Here is a 16,118-nt window from a genome sequence, read left to right on the forward strand (position 1 = left end):
TTAGTTAGCCGCCCACAAAAAGCCTTTTCGCATCAGTTCCTTGGCTTCCGGTATATCGAAAACGTCTGCATGATGGCCAAGTGAATTATAGAAAACCTTCCCTTTTCCCCATTTTTTCGTATATACAACGGGCATCGTGATGACACCATTTGCTGAATGCTCACCCTCACTCATTACAAACGTAGTTGTTGCCAAGACATCCACTGCAGGATCTACATGTAAATAATATTGTTCCGATTTCACCTTGAAATCTTGGATGCCCTCCACAATGGGACTCGAGCCAGAATGTACGATATTAACTTCGTACTCTACCCCATCGTTAAATGGATGTGCTACCCATTGTGACCCGGTCAAAAATTGCCACTCTGTATTGTTACGGAAAGAGTCGCACATCCCTCCATGACAACCGGCAATTCCTACTCCAGAAGCTACTGCCATCAGAACTGAGGATACCTGATCATTACTGATTTCTCCCATAGTCCATACCGGTACAATAAGGCTTAAATCCGTAAGCTGCTCTGCACTGTTGAAGCTCTCCAGCGTATCAGACACTTCAACTTCAAAGCCTTCAGCCTCTAGAATGCCAGCAAATATTGCGGCTACTTCATTTGGTTCATGCCCATCCCATCCACCTTTTACAATCAATGCTTTCTTCGTCATCCTGCAATCTCCTTTTCCTCTATATATGTAGTCAGCCTTTCGTCCATCTGATGAAATTGTAATCCAGATCAGAGAGGTGTGCTCGCCATTTCACTTGTAGGAATGGTCATTTTTTGCTAAGTTTTAGAGGCGAACCTAAAATTAAACCGCATGAACAGGAGATCTCATGAAAGCCTTTCACGAAAATAGAACTTACCATTCGACTTTTCCCTTCACTGTAATAATGTCTAATGATATTGATTTTCTAGCCCACTGGCATAACGATCTTGAGATAGTCTATGTATTTGAAGGTTCAATTCGGATGGGAATTAACTCCGAAACGAGGATCTTGAAAGCAGGAGATATGGCTATATGCAGCAGCGGAGACATCCACTACTATGACAGTAAAGACAGCAGCTCCAAGATAATGATGGTGATATTCAATCCTTCATTAATCGGTTTTCCTGGTGGATGGCCTTTGAATGTGAGGCTGACTTCCCCATTTATGGAGAAACGAATAGCTATACGAGAAGAAGAAGTGCGTATCAACAACCGTCTTTCTCTGATCCTGCAGGAACTTATGGACGAATATAATCAGAAGCTGGAATATCATGAACAGGTAATCATTGGTCTTTTGCACGAGTGGAGCGGACTCATTTTACGGCATGTTCCCATGGATAAGATTAATCCACAGAAAGATAAAAGGCGCATCACTAACATGAAGATTATGCAAGGGGTTCTTGAATACCTCGACGTCAACTACATGCATCCCATCACACTTGCTGACGCCGCAAGGAAAGCCAATATGAGTCTTTTTTATTTCTCCCGCTTCTTCAAGAGTCTTTCGGGTATGAGCTATATTGCATACCTTAGCAACATCCGAGTCAACCAGGCAGAACAGCTGCTGCTGACCACAGACAAATCCATTTTAGATATCGCACTGGAATGCGGTTTCACTAATATCCGTACCTTTAACAGAGTATTTAAACAGATTAAACAACGGACTCCAAGTGAATTACGTTAAAAGATACATGGTCCGTTATCTTATTTAGCAAACAAAAAACCGATGATCTTTTGGTTTAGATCATCGGTTTTATTTTGATCTTCCTTAGAAACCATATTTAGCTTCTTCAGCCTCTCGAATTTTGGCGTAAGTCTCAGAGAGTACATAGGTGTCTTCTACTAAGCGATCTATACGGAATAGCACATCATCATTTACTATTTCTTTTCGATAAAAATCCTTCTCTTCTATAAATACATACGTTTGAACAATTTGCGCTTTCATATAGGCCAATATCGGTTTCAATTGCTGCTCAGCTACCAGATAGTGACGTGCAGAACCTGCCGTGACGAGCATACTTACAACCTTGTGTTGAAATGCTTTTTCGGGTGCTAAATCGAATATATTCTTTAGTGTTGCTGGGATGGAAGCTTGAAATATAGGCGTTCCGATTACGATTACATCTGCTTCCATGATCGTTTGAATTACGTACTTGGTGTCCCCTTCGTATTCCAGATAATTGCGACCATCACTGAATTGAACATCATACTCCGCCAGATCTAGAAGCGTAACTTCTGCATCTTGGTATTTTTCATGAAACGAATTTATTGTGTGATTCATAGCGATTCTGGTTTTCGAGCCTATCTTTGACCCTGATAATGCTACGATTTTCATAATTCTGACCTCCTGGAGTTTATTTTTTTGCCGTATATTTTTTAATAGCTGGTAGAATTTCAGAACCAATTAAATCTATGTTTTTCATTAAATTTTCAAAAGGTACGCCACCAAAATCCATTTGTGCGATATATCGTTGATGGCCGAAGAGTTCATGTTGATATAGAATTTTTTCAATGATTTCCTGTGGGCTGCCAATATTCATAACATCGCGCGGATCGGCTCCTTGAGCAAACGCCTGTTTGGGAAAACCACGTCCATTGGTTAATTTCATTCCTTCGTTTATATATGGATAATAGGCTCTTTGTGCCTTCTGTGTTGTTTCATCCGCGTAAAAGAATCCAGCAGTCGCTACAGGCAGCTTCGACGGATCGAATCCGTTCTGGCTTGCAGCTTCACGATAAGCATCAATGGATCTTTTAAACAAGACTGCGGGACCCCCTAAATGGGCCAAAAACATTGGTACACCTGCAATGCCTGCTTTGATCGCACTGGCAGAAGTTCCCCCTACAGCTCTCCATATCGGTAAGTTTCCCTCAGGACGAGGGAGGATTCTTGCATTTTTTAGAGGGTTACGAAATTCTCCCTTCCAATTCATAACTTCGTTTTCATTTATCTTTAATAACAAGTCGAATTTTTCTTCAAATAATTCCTCATAATCATTAAGATCATAGCCCAATAGTTCATATAACCCCACTCTAGATGCACGGCCAGCTATTATTTCAGCTCGACCATTTGAGATCAAATCAATTGTAGCGAAATCTTCGTACACTCTAACCGGATCAGAGGTGCTTATAATCGTAGATGAACTACCTATTTTCATTTTCTTAGTAGCCTGTGCAATAGCTGACAGCACAACGGTATGCGCCTGAGTAGCAAAATACTCTTGATGACTCTCTCCTACACTAAAAAAATCAATTCCTGCTTGCTCCGCTAATTGAGCCAAGTCAATAATTTCACGTATGCGTTGTTTGGCAGATATTCGGCTCCCAGTTTCAGGGTTCCCTAGATGATCACCTAATGTATAAAGTCCAAACTCTAAGCCGTTGTCTGCATTGATCCGATATTGTTCCATGATTATCCTCTTTTCTTTAAGAAGTAAGAATTCATTTATGATTTGTCGATTCAATATAATTAAGTAAGTCACTATAATAAGTATAGTTAAGTGTTTGCATAATGTCAAACTAATGGTCCTGTCAAGAAAAAAAACTACTTGATTTAAGCCTTTGTGCTAAGAATCCCTTATAATAATCTCCACATGGTATATTTAGGATATTGATTTGATTATTAATGTGATAAACAAAAAAAAGGAGATTTATAGTCATGCCCAACCGCCGCTTCATGAACGTTTTACTTATTCTTTTCTTATCAGCTTCCAATTCGACTCCGATCTTCGCATCGGCTTCTGTTGTACCGAAGTTATCCGATTCTATCCAACCCTCCGTTACAATTAATGGCATAAAATTTTCCTTTCAAGATGAATTGCCTACTTTAATAGAGGGAAAAACGTTCGTTCCAACCCGACTTTTTGAGCATCCCGACATACAAGCCGATATTTCGAAGTTTATAGATAACCCTTATCCGCATGTTTTTATTTCACATTTTAACGGAGCACTTTCTATTTATCCGGATAAAAGTGATTATATGTTTAGCGATTACAACGAAGATATAGAGGATTCTGACGTTTGGATCAATTGGAAGAGTCCTACACCTTATCTCTCCGGCAGTGATATTATGGTTCCATTGCGTGCTATTGCTGAACGAATCGGGATCTCCGTTGATTGGGATGTAGCAACTAGAACAGCGATCATTACCACGGATGATGACTTTCGTGCTGAACTCGAATCTCCTGAGGAGTGGGAAGATTGGCTAGGAATGAAACCTATCGAGATGGATGATCCCTCAGGAGAGGCAATAACAGAGCAGGAGTTAACTGAATTTGCTATTTTGAGCGGACTCCCAGTTCTGGACTCTCGGATTATTGATAAATATACAGCTGTACTTTTACATATCGAAGAGGAAGATGGCGTAGAATCGCTTATGTTGAAATACGTCGATCGTTTAAAAAACGGGAGTTTGGACTGGAGTATGGATTTAGGCATGGGGGATGATGGAGACGACGTCCAAGTGAAGAGGAGCGGACAACTCGTTAGTGTCGGTATGTTCGATCAAGGTCTTAAGAAGCAATTCAGTCATTTCGAGTTAAGTTACAAAGTTCATGATAAGAAAGTAACTCACACCTATAATATCGCGGGTAAACAAGGCATGTTTTTTGACATTCCTGAGGAAGTGACAAGCGGGGAGATAACTTTCTTTGGGAAAAACGGTTACACATTCGAAACGTATTTCTGGTGAGTTGACTAGCTTAAAGAAACGTAAAAGGTACCCTAGTTGGGTACCTTTTACGTTTCTTTACCGCTGGCCGGGCCATTATGCTGTATTGCGAGTCTAACCAGTATACTCGCACCATGACCTAGCACCGCTTCATCGATATTAAACTGTGGCTGATGGATAGCATGGAGAATTCCCTTCTCCTTATTGCCGCAACCGATAAAGGCGAAGGCACCAGGAACTTTATCAAGATACCAACCAAAATCCTCACCAGCCAGACTTGGCTGCTCCAGAAGTATTACCTGATCCTCACCTAGAACTGCACGGGCTGCATGAAGCACCTGCTGCACCGCTTTCGCATTGTTCACTACTGCAATTCCTTCACGCAGCTCCAGCTTGTATTTCCCTCCGTAAGACTCAGCTATAGCTGAAGCATGGCGCTGTAAACCATTTGTAATTGCAGCTACCGTCGTCTTGGTAAACGCTCTAAACGTTCCTGTCAGTTCACTGTGTTCAGCGACCACATTAACAGCAGTACCAGCCTGCAACGTTCCGAAGGCCAACACCGCCGCCTCCTGCGGATCGATTCGATTAGCCATCATTCCGTTAATCTCTCCTATATATTGTGCCGCCATCTGGATCGCATCTACAGCTCTATGCGGAGCACTATGATGACCGGATGTCCCCTGAAATTCCACCTTAAAATGGCTGGACGCTGCCATGGCATCATGAGGGTGAATACCAAGCGTTCCGACCGGAAGCTCTGGCATGACATGTAGCGCGTAGGCATAGTCGACACCTTCCAGCACGTTATCCTCAATGAGATCGCGGCCGCCTGAGAGTAATCTTCCATCAAGCGGACTCTTGACCGCGCCTTCCTCAGCTGGTTGGAAGACGAAAATGATCGTGCCCATCAATCGTTCCCGGAAGGCTGCCAAGGTTCGGGCAGCGCCCAACAGCATAGCGATATGGGCATCATGGCCACAGGCGTGCATGATGCCGTGATTGACTGACTTGTAAGGCAACTCATTGCACTCTTGTATCGGCAGGGCATCCATATCTGCCCTTAGAAGAAGAGTAGGCCCACTATTGCCATTGTCTGCTAAGCCTTGCAGGAGGCCGACCACTCCCATTCCGAAATGTTTGCCGACATTTCTCTGTACTGTGATCCCCCACTCCTCTAACAATTCTGCTACTTTATTAGAAGTGCGGACGACATCATACAGTAGCTCCGGATGGGCATGTAAATCACGACGGTATTCAATCATTTCATCCTGCAGCTGGCCGGCGTAATGCATCATCTCCGCAATATTCGAGTTTTGGTGGATTGCGAATATTGGATCAACCGTCAAATTCGCCCTGCTGTTTGAGAAGCTTTGGAATAACGGTTCTCCGGCAACGGAATGCCGAGGTTTCCACGCAGCGTGTCACTTTCGTATTCAGTGCGGAACAAACCCCGCTCCTGCAGAATCGGCACCACCCGATCGATGAATTCCTCCAGTCCGTTAGGGACGGCAGCCGCGATCATAAATCCGTCTGCTCCTCCACCCTCAAACCAGGTTTGAATCTGATCAGCTACTTGCTCCGGTGTGCCAATGAAGCTGCTGCGTGGGGTAGCCGATTGCAAGGCGACCTGTCGAAGCGTCAAGCCTTTCTCCTTCGCATCCTTTTTGATTTTATCCGTGCCGCTCTGAAAGCTATTGCGACCCAACTCGCCAAGCTCAGGGAACGGCTCATCCAGCGGATATTGCGAGAAATCATGATGCTCAAAGAATCTGCCTAAGTAGTTCAGTGCATTCTCAATCGTTACAAGGCCAGCAACCTCCTGGTACTTGTGCTCTGCCTCCTCCGGCGTGTCACCAATGATTGGAGCAATTCCAGGGAAGATCAGCACTTCATCCGGATTCCGGTCAAACGAAGCTACCCGTGTCTTAACATCGTTATAGAATGCTTGGGCATCTTCTAGCGTTTCGTGTCCAGTGAAGATAGCATCTGCTTCCTTGGAGGCGTAATTCTTACCGACTTCCGAGGATCCTGCCTGAAATACGACAGGCTGCCCCTGTTTCGAACGAGCAATATTCAGCGGTCCCTTCACAGAGAAGAACTCTCCTTGATGGTCCAGGGTATGCATTTTTTGTGGATCAAAGAATACACCTGAATTCTTGTCTCGTACAAACGCATCATCCTCCCAAGAATCCCATAGTCCGCGTGTCACCTGCAAATATTCGGTGGCAATGCGGTAGCGCTTGCCATGGTCAGGATGCTCTTTTTTGCTGTAATTTGACGCAGAACCTTCCAGAGGTGAAGTCACCACATTCCAGCCGGCCCGGCCGCCGCTGATTACATCCAGTGAGCCGAATTGACGCGCTACGGTAAATGGTTCACTGTACGAGGTAGACAAGGTACCAACTAAACCGATGTTAGTGCTGACGGCTGCGAGTGCGCTAAGAATGGTCAGCGGCTCAAACCGGTTAAGGAAATGAGGAATGGACTTGTCATTAATGTACAGACCGTCTGCGATGAAGATCAGATCCAGCTTGCCTTCTTCTGCCTTCTGTACCCACTCTTTGTATAATTCAAAGTTTACACTGGCATCTGGTTTGGCATCTGGATGGCGCCACATCGACGTGCTGCCTCCTACCCCATGCAGCAGTGCACCCAGTTTCAGTTGTCTTGGTTTGGTCATGTTCATTCCTCCTAAAAGTTTTGTGAGCATCCGCTTCCTAGATTTCATTTCATGCAATACTGACTTCGGAAGCAATCATTGCACAAACGATGCATTAGCTGCGCCCTGTTTGATTCGCTCGATCTGGCCAAGATGTCTCTCCACATGTCCAGTGAAGCCGTGCACGATATCGGAAATTTTCACAGCCTCCCCCTTGAAATTAATTCCGCTTTTCTCCCAATCTTCTTCGCTAAGCCGTTCAAACAAAAGGCTGTTATAGTAAAGCAGGCTGCGGAACAGCTCCAGATTGTCGGAAGCATTGCCGCTGTTGGCGTACTGACCGCTGACCCAAGCATCCTGATTGAAGACTGGAAGCTGTGCAGTCGTAGCAGCGAGAATATCACGAATGCGGAACGAAACTACGATGCTGTGATCAGCCAGATGAGTAAGTACTTCAGTCACACTCCAACTGGCGGGTTCTGCCTTCCATTTCAGTTGTTCCTCCGTTAACCCGGCGGTCGACTTTACTAATTGATGATACGTCCTTAGATAATCACTGATTTGAACTCTGCTCATTAAATCCCCTCCAATATAAGACTTGTTCGCGAATGATCCGGTGGTGCGAAACGAGATAACGAAAAAGGCTGGATGTTATGAGTTGTAACTCCGCCGATCGCTAAGTCAGCCAGTATTTCACCCACAACACTAGAAAATTTAAAACCATGCCCCGAAAATCCTCCAGCTATCAGCACATTGGAATGGAGCGGATGGCAGTCTATAATGAAATCTTCATCAGGCGTATGCTCATATTTACATGCAGAACCTTTTAGCAATCGTCCAGCAGCACCGGGCATGTAAGACTCCAGTACCTTGCGGAGGTCACCCTCATCGCTAGCTTCACTGCCGAACGGGGTAAGCTGTGTACCTGGCTGCCATTCCAGCCCTGCATCATGCCGGCCGATCTTCAGGCCAGCTCCATCAATGCTGGGAAATCCGTAATAGCCACCTTCCTCTGCTCCGAACGTAAAGCCAGGGAAATTACCAGCAGCAAAAGCAGGGGAGCTCTCAAACCAGCCCACAACTTTGCGGATTGCTTTAATCGGCAAATGTACAAAAGGTGCCAATTTGCCAAACCATGCTCCGGCACTAAGAATAACAGCCGCTCCGTGATAATCGCCATTTGTTGTATGAACCGTAACGCTGCCTTCGCGAGCGGTGACATTCACTACTGGAGTGTTCGTCAACAGTTCCGCACCATGTCCAAGGGCAAGCTGACGGTAGGCGGAAATACAGCGTTCGCTGTACAAATATCCGGCATATGGTTCATACATTGCCGCGAATGATTCCGGTATGTTCAATGCCGGCCAGCGCCGCCGGATCTCTTCGGCATCCAGATGATGGACCTGCACCTTCCGTTTCTTCGCTTCTTCGAGACGACCGCTGAAGGAATACACTGCACTATCTGCAAGATTCAATACGCCCGAGCGGACAAGCAGTTCTATTCCGCTCAACTGCTCGGCTTCTTTCCATAAACGATCTGCCCGCAGAGCCAAATCAATGTAGGCGGGATCACCACTGTAAGCATGCCGGATCAGCCGGGTTTCCCCGTGATGGCTACCCTGTGTATGAGGTGGATCGAAGGCATCAACTAGTAGCGTCTTCACTCTGCGCCTAGCAAGATTGTAACCAGCACTCATGCCCATCGAGCCTGCGCCTACGATAATTACATCGTAACTTTTATGTTCAGCTATAATTCTGCACCTCCACCGGAATTGTAGTTCTCAAGAGAACGTACAGCCGCATCCGAAAGGAATCGTGCTGCCACAGGGAGTGCCTGTTCATCCAGATTGAAGGCTGGATGATGCCATTCTTGGCTTCCTTCAGTACCTATAAAGACGAACAATCCCGGTACCACGCGCTGATAGAAGGCAAAATCCTCTCCAGCCAGAGAAAGCTCTGGCTGAATCACTCGGTAGCCAAGAGCTTCAGCCGACTCTACTCCTAACGCTGCTAAGGCGGCGTCGTTGATAACCGGAGGCGGCCCTTCGATCCAGCGGACAGTGGCTTTTGCTCCAAGAGCAGCTGCCACACCAGTCGCCACTTCCTGAAAGCGGTCAAGTACTTTGCTGCGCACCGTTTCATCAAAGGTACGGATTGTACCCTCAAGCACGGCTTTTTCGGGGATGATATTCCATGAATTGCCGCTGTGAATCTGCGTCACACTGACCACCGCACTCTGCAGAGGACTGACATTGCGACTTACAATGGATTGAAATGCGGTCACGATATGCGAAGCAGCTACAATCGGGTCTATCCCAGCTTCTGGAACGGCAGCATGAGAACTGCCACCCTGCACTTCAATCACAAACCCGTCAGCCGCTGCCATTAAAGGGCCCGCCGTAATACCGATCGTTCCGACTGGCAGTTCCGGCTTGTTATGCAGCCCGATTACTGCCCGGACTTCTTCTAGCGCCCCGCTAGCAATGATCCGCTGTGCCCCTTGCGCCTTCTCTTCAGCCGGTTGAAACAACAGGCGTACCGTTCCTAGTAACTGACCCTCTCGCTGCTTCAATTGATAGGCGGCACCGATCAAGGCAGCCGTATGGAAATCATGTCCGCAGGCATGCATTTTGCCGGGATACAACGAAGCATAAGCTGCTCCAGTTTCCTCCTGGATTGGCAAGGCATCGATATCTGCACGCAGCGCGATGACCGGACCGGGCTGCTTGCCCCCAATTTCTGCGATCACTCCGGTAGACAGACCGTAATCTACGACCCTGACTCCTGCCCGCTCCAGCAGGGAAATAATATATTTTGTTGTCTCATATTCTTCGTTCGACAGTTCCGGGTACCGATGCAGATGACGGCGTATCCCGATTAATTCTTCTCCAAGCGCTTCCGCACTCAGCTCTTTAGCTTTACTAGTCATATACAGTCACCTTCCTTTAAACGATTTCCCGTGTGATCCTGATCCGCCCGCTTATGCCTCTGCCGGCACTTCAGCGATTGCTTCGCTCAGTAGCTCAAAGGAGCGGAACCGTTTGTCAAAAGGCTGCACATTCGTAGTTATGATGAACTCCTCAACACCGGATGCCTCTGAAAGTGCCAACAGCTGTTCACGTACAGAGTTCTTTGTTCCTTTGATAATCTCTGGTTCCAACTCTTCAATCGTATATGCTTCATTGCTATGGCGGGCAAACTCCTCCGCCTGTTCCCGGGTTCCAACGGTTAGCTTCTTCCCGCTTGCCAGCTGAATCCGAATCAACTTATGTGCGCCCGCCAGTTCTTTCGCTTCCTCTTCGCTCTCAGCCACCACTAGTGCTAAAGCGATAATTGCTTGCGGTTGTCTGCCCTGTGAAGAAACAAAACCGCTTCGGTAAGCACGAATAGCATCTAGCGCTACTGTCTTATCGCTATTAATAAATAGGGAGAACACATAAGGTAATCCAAGTTCAGCAGCAATCTCTGCACTGCCTACACTCGCGCCAAGCACATACAGCTCAGGCGGAATACCAGGAAGGGGACCTGCCTTCAACCCAGCCAGCGGGTGGTTTTCTTCGAGCCGGTTATGCACATATTTCTCCAGCTCGATGATTTTGTCCGTTAAGCTAGGGGATTCGGTTCTTTCCTGCTGAAGCGCTTGTGTGCTGCGCGGGAGTCCACCGGGAGCGCGTCCCACTCCGAGATCCACTCGTCCAGGAGCGAGCGTAGACAGCACATTGAAGTTCTCCGCCACCTTGTATGGACTGTAATGCTGGAGCATGATGCCACCGGAGCCAATGCGGATGCGCTCTGTTTTGGCCAGCAGATGTGAGATGAGTACTTCTGGAGAAGAACCGGCTACCTGCTCAGAGTCATGATGCTCGGAAACCCAGAATCGATGAAATCCAAGCTCCTCAGACAGTTGTGCCAGCTTAATGGTATGCTGGAATGCTTCCTCTGGCGTTTCTCCCGGATAGATCGGACTTTGATCAAGTACGCTGATTGTAATAGCCATTGTTTTTCCTCCTATATGGAATAGTTAAATTCAGGTGTGATTCGCTTCAGGAACTGCTTCGTTCTTTCTTCGCGCGGATGATTAAACAGCTCTGTCGGCGTTCCTTCTTCAACAATGACGCCTCCGTCCATAAAAACCACATGATTCGCCACATCACGAGCAAACCCCATTTCATGGGTGACTACAATCATTGTGATGCCTTCCTTGGCAATTTTTCGGATAACACCCAGCACCTCACCCACAAGCTCAGGGTCCAGCGCCGATGTTGGTTCGTCGAATAATATAACCTCTGGTTCAAGCGCCAAAGCACGGGCAATCCCTACACGCTGCTGCTGACCCCCGGACAGCTGACTCGGGTAGGCGTCCAGCTTGCTGGCAAGACCAACCTTTTCAAGCAGTGCAATACTCCGCTTTCGCGCTTCGTCCTTCGGAAGCTTTTTGACAATTAACAGCCCTTCCATCACGTTCTCCAGAGCGGTTTTATGACGGAACAAATTGTACTGCTGAAATACCATTGCCGTTTTTTTCCTAAGCTGATGAATCTCCTTTTTGCGGGCATGTTTGCAGTTCACTTTGAAATCGCCGATGGCGATCACTCCGCTGCTTGGCTTCTCCAGATAATTCACACAGCGTAAGAGAGTCGTTTTGCCTGAGCCACTGGGACCGAGAATGACGACAACCTCTCCCTTCGTCACCGATAAATCTATATTGTTTAACACCTGATTCCGACCGAATGACTTCGAAATTTGCGCAAGTTTGATCATGCTACTCCACCTCGATTGTACAGATTAATCCTTTTTTCAATGACCGACGTCACGCGTTCGATCAGAAATGTTAGTGCCCAGAAGATCAGCGCAGCTGCCAGATAAGCCTCAAAAAACTTCCAGTTCGTTGAAGCTACTATCTGTGCCTTAGCATTGATATCCACCACCGAAACCGTAAAAGCAAGGGTAGATCCGTGCAGCATACCGATTACTGAATTTGAAAGATTAGGCAGACTTGCCGCCAGCGCTTGAGGAAAAACAATCCGCTTTAGTGCTTGGGGCGTAGTCATACCGATAGAGTGGGCCGCTTCTAGCTGTCCACGATCCACAGCGAGCAGACCGGAACGGACGACCTCGGACATATAAGCTCCAGCAGTAATCGAGAACGAAATATAAGCAAAGCCGATCATCGGAATCGAAACCGACCTAAAGCTCCAGCCGAAATGCACCGCCAGACCATCAATCAGCACAGGAAGCCCAAAATATATAAGCAGCAGATGCGTCAGCATCGGTGTCCCGCGGATGAACGTAACATAACCGACGGCCAGCGGATGCAGCAGTGGAACTCTGTATAGCCGGATCAAGGCAACTGCCACTCCAATCACAAAACCAATCCATACAGAGACAACCGTAATATATAAGGTCGTAGGAATTGCACTCAGAATTTGTACCAGAGCAGTCCATATAAACGATGGGTCCAGTTTCATAATCCGGTGCCTCCTTTACCCGATCCCAATTCTGCAATAATGCGTCGGTAGGACCAGCTTTTGTTAATTTTAAACAATTTTTTCTCAGGCGTATTTCGCTTTTCATGCCGCAGCAGATGGTGTTCTGCTACAAGCAGCAGCTTCTCAATCGTAAAGCTGATGACCAGATAGATAAGCGCAAGTGCGATATAGGTTTCAATAAAATGCTGTGTTAAGCTGCCAAGCGTCTGAGCTTTACCTGTCATTTCCATCACGCCGAGAGTAAAAGCTAATGACGTATCTTTCAGTAGTGCAATTACAAGATTGGAGAATACAGGAACTGCTATACCTAGCGCTTGGGGCAACACGATTCGTGTAAAAGCTTGAAATCCCGTCATCCCCGCAGCATATGCAGCCTCCACCTGCCCCTTATCCACCGCCATCACAGAAGCCCTAATCATTTCGGACATGTAGGCTCCCGTATGCAGACCGTAGGTTAGTATCACAAAGACAAGTACTGGAGTTCGGGTCATATCCACATGGACCAGCTTCATGATTTCAGGCAGACCATAATAAAACAAGAAGAGCTGGATAAGAATCGGAGTTCCCCGAAAAAAAGAAATATAGATTTCGGAGATCGTTTTTAACACAGGCACTTTATAAAGTCTTGGCAGAGCTACGAGAAAGCCGACCATAATTCCTGTCAGTAGAGAACAGGCGACAATCAGAAGCGTGGTGCTTAAAGTCCCTAGTAACTTAGGCAAAAACGAAAATACAAAACTGATATCAAACTGTGCGCCCATATATTCCCTCCCTTCCCGTGCTCACCGGCTCAATCATTTAACCGAATCCGCTGTAACATCCGCACCCAGCCATTCCGTGCTCAGCTTACCCAGTGTTCCGTCCGTCTTCAGCTCTTTAATCGCACTGTCAATCGCATCTGACAGCTTTTGTGAATCGGCATCATCCTTACGAAAAACATAGAGAATGTCCGCGGAGGACAGCTCGTCGCCCGTAGCTTTTAGCTGACTCTGCGGATCAATGATCGGCAGGACAAAATCTGCAGCCAGCGTAGCGTCCACACGCCCAGTACTAATCTGTGCGACGGTATCATTCGCTGCACCGTTCTGATACACGATATTAATCGCATTGTCATGCTCTTTATTGTAGTTCTCCAGAATTTGCGCTTGTGCGCTTGTCGCACCGACTAATACCTTTTTTCCTTTAAGATCATCCAGTGATTGGATCGAGTCATTATCCTTCGCCACTACGATGCGGTTTCTCCAGTGGGCATAGGCTTCTTTGTTAAAAGAATATTTCAACTCCCGCTCCGGATTTTTCTCCATGACATGGGCAACCAGATCGATTTTTTTAGTTTCCAGACTCAGCAGTAAATTGCTGAAATCCATGGTTTGAAACTCGAATTCATATTCAGGCAGCTGCTTATCGATTTCTTTGAGCAGTTCCACATCGAAGCCTGTAAGCTTGCCGTTCTCATCTATGAAGCAGACTTTCGGAAAAGCAGTACCCGTGCCTACGATGATCTTAGTTACCTTTGTCGAACCATTTGCCGTTGCCGAAGCTTCGGCTGCATTTCCATTCTGACTGCTGTTCGTGCTGTTATTTCCGCAACCTGCTATCGCCAGTGTCAATAACGATGCAATTACTAATGAAATGGACATTTTCATTGTTCTATCCCCTTTGAATGAATTGTGGTTTATCTATGAGTGTTTTTTTCATCAGATACATAATGCCGTCACCATTCTGCAGATCCAGTTCCATAAACCGTTCATACCCCCGGCGTTCATACATTTGAACTAACCATGGGTGCTTCTTCGCCGTTGCCAGCGTGACCGCAGCCGAACCCAATTGTCCAGCGATAATGTGCTCTTCCACCCAATCCAGAAGCTTTCCACCATAACCTCTGTTACTGTAATCCGGATGAGCAGCAAACCATTTAATAAAAGGCAGTGGGCTAATCTTCTTAATCTCTTCTTCTTTTGAAAGTGTTATCGTCGCAACTATCGTTCCATCAATTTCAAGCACATAACACTCATTCGTAGCAATATTGTCTTCAATAAGTGCCAAGTCAGCTGTAGCCGCAGGCCAATGCAGCCCGAGCTCACGAATCAGCTCATACGCACGATATGTAACCTCAAGCAAAATCTCCGCATCTTTCAGTTCTGCCAGTCTGTATGTCTCACTCATCGCAAGCCCTCCATCCTTCCGAAATTAAATTTATAATTCCTATCGAAATAGTCGTCATTATATGCAATTAACTTTATCACTGCATATATCCATGCGCTAATAGAGTTTTTTAATACATCTATACAATTAGTCGATCTCCCGTTTTACCAATACCGAGTTCAAGCAGGGTTTCTATGAATTCAGCGTTCTCCCCATTTAGTGAAATCAGGCTGGTTCGTAAGGAGATGCCTTCTGTCTCCGCAATATCCACCCGTACTAACGTCCCAGCCGCTACTTCCTCTTGCACACTAAGTGCCGGAAGGAAACAGATGCCTGCTTTTTTCAACACCAGCTTCTTGGCTGTCTCCAGGTTATCCACCTGATATTCAATCTTTGGCGGCTGTTCCATGCTTTCAAATACTCGATGCAGTCGCATCCAATCCAAAGACCCGCATTCAAAAAAGACTAACGTCTCCTGGCGAATGTCTTCCAGCGATGTACGTTGTGTCTTAGCTAAGCGATGCCCCTTCTCTACATACAACGAAATGGGGTCTTCGCTGAAAGGAAAGGCTTGAATGGCTGGATTTACGACCTTACGAATAAAAGCCAGATCTAGCTCTTTCGATTTCAGCTTATCAATCAATACTTCCGTAGAAGCTGTCGTCAGCTTGATCGTGATATTCGGATACCTGCGCTTCAAATGAAGCATCAGATGCGGCATTAAATAATTGGATACCGAGACAGTACTGCCGATCCTCAGTTCATTTGGAATATGCCCCTTGGCCTGAACCTGATATTTACCGTTCTGATAGATCTGGAGAATCTGCTGGGCATAGGGAAGAAATTGCTTACCTTTATCCGTTAGGCTAATCTGCTTACCTAACCGATCAAACACTCTGCAATCCAATTCCCTTTCGAGCGATTGAATCCGTGCCGTAACTGTCGGCTGAGAGATATATAGGACTTCGGCCGCTTTATTGAAGCTTCCATAATGGTTAATGTAGACAAAAGCCTCAATATTTTCAATGTTCATCCCTAATCCCCCTAAACTAATATTAATTTTACTATTCCGATGAAAAAACAATGAAATAAGACGATGCTTTCCTATAGATTTTGTTTATATCTTATGCACCCCTCCATTTTTTGTCAACTTAAATCCCGTGTAAAACAATCG

17 protein-coding genes are annotated in these 16,118 nt (G+C 46.2%); 2 read left to right on the forward strand and 15 right to left on the reverse strand.

Features of this window, described 5'->3' with window-relative positions; genetic code table 11:
• On the reverse strand, nt 1-660 hold the full coding sequence (locus ACWNM1_RS23985) for a ThuA domain-containing protein (RefSeq protein WP_449602907.1): 660 nt from the start codon (nt 658-660) through the stop codon (nt 1-3).
• 166 nt (nt 661-826) lie between these two features.
• Here ACWNM1_RS23985 and ACWNM1_RS23990 point away from each other — a divergent pair, with 166 nt between their 5' ends.
• Complete coding sequence (locus ACWNM1_RS23990) at nt 827-1,663, forward strand: AraC family transcriptional regulator (RefSeq protein ID WP_449602908.1); 837 nt, start codon at nt 827-829, stop codon at nt 1,661-1,663.
• Between the two features lie 84 nt (nt 1,664-1,747).
• Here ACWNM1_RS23990 and ACWNM1_RS23995 read toward each other — a convergent pair whose 3' ends face one another.
• The gene (locus tag ACWNM1_RS23995; RefSeq protein ID WP_449602909.1) at nt 1,748-2,314 is read right to left on the reverse strand and encodes an NADPH-dependent FMN reductase; all 567 of its coding nucleotides are present in this window, start codon (nt 2,312-2,314) and stop codon (nt 1,748-1,750) included.
• 19 nt (nt 2,315-2,333) lie between these two features.
• Entirely contained in the window at nt 2,334-3,389 is a 1,056-nt protein-coding gene (locus ACWNM1_RS24000; protein ID WP_449602910.1) for an LLM class flavin-dependent oxidoreductase, read from the reverse strand.
• A 248-nt stretch (nt 3,390-3,637) separates the two neighbouring features.
• On the opposite strand from ACWNM1_RS24000, the gene ACWNM1_RS24005 reads away from it, so the two are divergent.
• On the forward strand, nt 3,638-4,669 hold the full coding sequence (locus ACWNM1_RS24005; protein ID WP_449602911.1) for a stalk domain-containing protein: 1,032 nt from the start codon (nt 3,638-3,640) through the stop codon (nt 4,667-4,669).
• A gap of 47 nt (nt 4,670-4,716) precedes the next feature.
• On the opposite strand, the gene ACWNM1_RS24010 is transcribed toward ACWNM1_RS24005, so the two are convergent.
• From ACWNM1_RS24010 to ACWNM1_RS24065, 12 genes are all read right to left on the reverse strand, one after another.
• Nucleotides 4,717-5,997, reverse strand: a complete 1,281-nt coding sequence (locus ACWNM1_RS24010) for a M20 metallopeptidase family protein (protein WP_449602912.1) — start codon at nt 5,995-5,997, stop codon at nt 4,717-4,719.
• Nucleotides 5,994-7,331 (reverse strand): LLM class flavin-dependent oxidoreductase, encoded by a 1,338-nt coding sequence (locus ACWNM1_RS24015; RefSeq protein WP_449602913.1) that lies wholly within the window; start codon nt 7,329-7,331, stop codon nt 5,994-5,996. Before ACWNM1_RS24015 ends, ACWNM1_RS24010 begins: the two co-directional genes overlap by 4 nt.
• A gap of 75 nt (nt 7,332-7,406) precedes the next feature.
• Nucleotides 7,407-7,886, reverse strand: a complete 480-nt coding sequence (locus ACWNM1_RS24020; protein WP_449602914.1) for a DinB family protein — start codon at nt 7,884-7,886, stop codon at nt 7,407-7,409.
• Nucleotides 7,886-9,061 carry an N-methyl-L-tryptophan oxidase gene (solA, locus tag ACWNM1_RS24025; RefSeq protein ID WP_449602923.1) on the reverse strand — a complete coding sequence of 392 codons (1,176 nt, stop codon included), beginning with the start codon at nt 9,059-9,061 and terminating at the stop codon, nt 7,886-7,888. Before solA ends, ACWNM1_RS24020 begins: the two co-directional genes overlap by 1 nt.
• Nucleotides 9,058-10,239: an amidohydrolase gene (locus ACWNM1_RS24030; RefSeq protein ID WP_449602915.1), complete on the reverse strand. Its 1,182-nt coding sequence runs from the start codon at nt 10,237-10,239 to the stop codon at nt 9,058-9,060. The genes solA and ACWNM1_RS24030 overlap by 4 nt, the downstream gene beginning before the upstream one ends.
• 51 nt (nt 10,240-10,290) lie before the next feature.
• Complete coding sequence (locus ACWNM1_RS24035) at nt 10,291-11,307, reverse strand: LLM class flavin-dependent oxidoreductase (protein ID WP_449602916.1); 1,017 nt, start codon at nt 11,305-11,307, stop codon at nt 10,291-10,293.
• Nucleotides 11,308-11,318: 11 nt separating this feature from the next.
• Nucleotides 11,319-12,071: an amino acid ABC transporter ATP-binding protein gene (locus tag ACWNM1_RS24040; protein WP_449602917.1), complete on the reverse strand. Its 753-nt coding sequence runs from the start codon at nt 12,069-12,071 to the stop codon at nt 11,319-11,321.
• Nucleotides 12,068-12,778 carry an amino acid ABC transporter permease gene (locus ACWNM1_RS24045; protein WP_449602918.1) on the reverse strand — a complete coding sequence of 237 codons (711 nt, stop codon included), beginning with the start codon at nt 12,776-12,778 and terminating at the stop codon, nt 12,068-12,070. The genes ACWNM1_RS24040 and ACWNM1_RS24045 overlap by 4 nt, the downstream gene beginning before the upstream one ends.
• The gene (locus ACWNM1_RS24050; protein ID WP_449602919.1) at nt 12,775-13,560 is read right to left on the reverse strand and encodes an amino acid ABC transporter permease; all 786 of its coding nucleotides are present in this window, start codon (nt 13,558-13,560) and stop codon (nt 12,775-12,777) included. The genes ACWNM1_RS24045 and ACWNM1_RS24050 overlap by 4 nt, the downstream gene beginning before the upstream one ends.
• A gap of 33 nt (nt 13,561-13,593) precedes the next feature.
• Nucleotides 13,594-14,445: a transporter substrate-binding domain-containing protein gene (locus ACWNM1_RS24055; protein ID WP_449602920.1), complete on the reverse strand. Its 852-nt coding sequence runs from the start codon at nt 14,443-14,445 to the stop codon at nt 13,594-13,596.
• Between the two features lie 4 nt (nt 14,446-14,449).
• Nucleotides 14,450-14,965, reverse strand: coding sequence for a GNAT family N-acetyltransferase (locus tag ACWNM1_RS24060; RefSeq protein ID WP_449602921.1), 516 nt, complete (start codon nt 14,963-14,965; stop codon nt 14,450-14,452).
• Between the two features lie 118 nt (nt 14,966-15,083).
• Nucleotides 15,084-15,977 (reverse strand): LysR family transcriptional regulator, encoded by an 894-nt coding sequence (locus tag ACWNM1_RS24065; RefSeq protein ID WP_449602922.1) that lies wholly within the window; start codon nt 15,975-15,977, stop codon nt 15,084-15,086.
• Between the last annotated feature and the right edge of the window lie 141 nt (nt 15,978-16,118).

It is taken from the genome of Paenibacillus sp. Marseille-Q9583 (assembly GCF_976954365.1).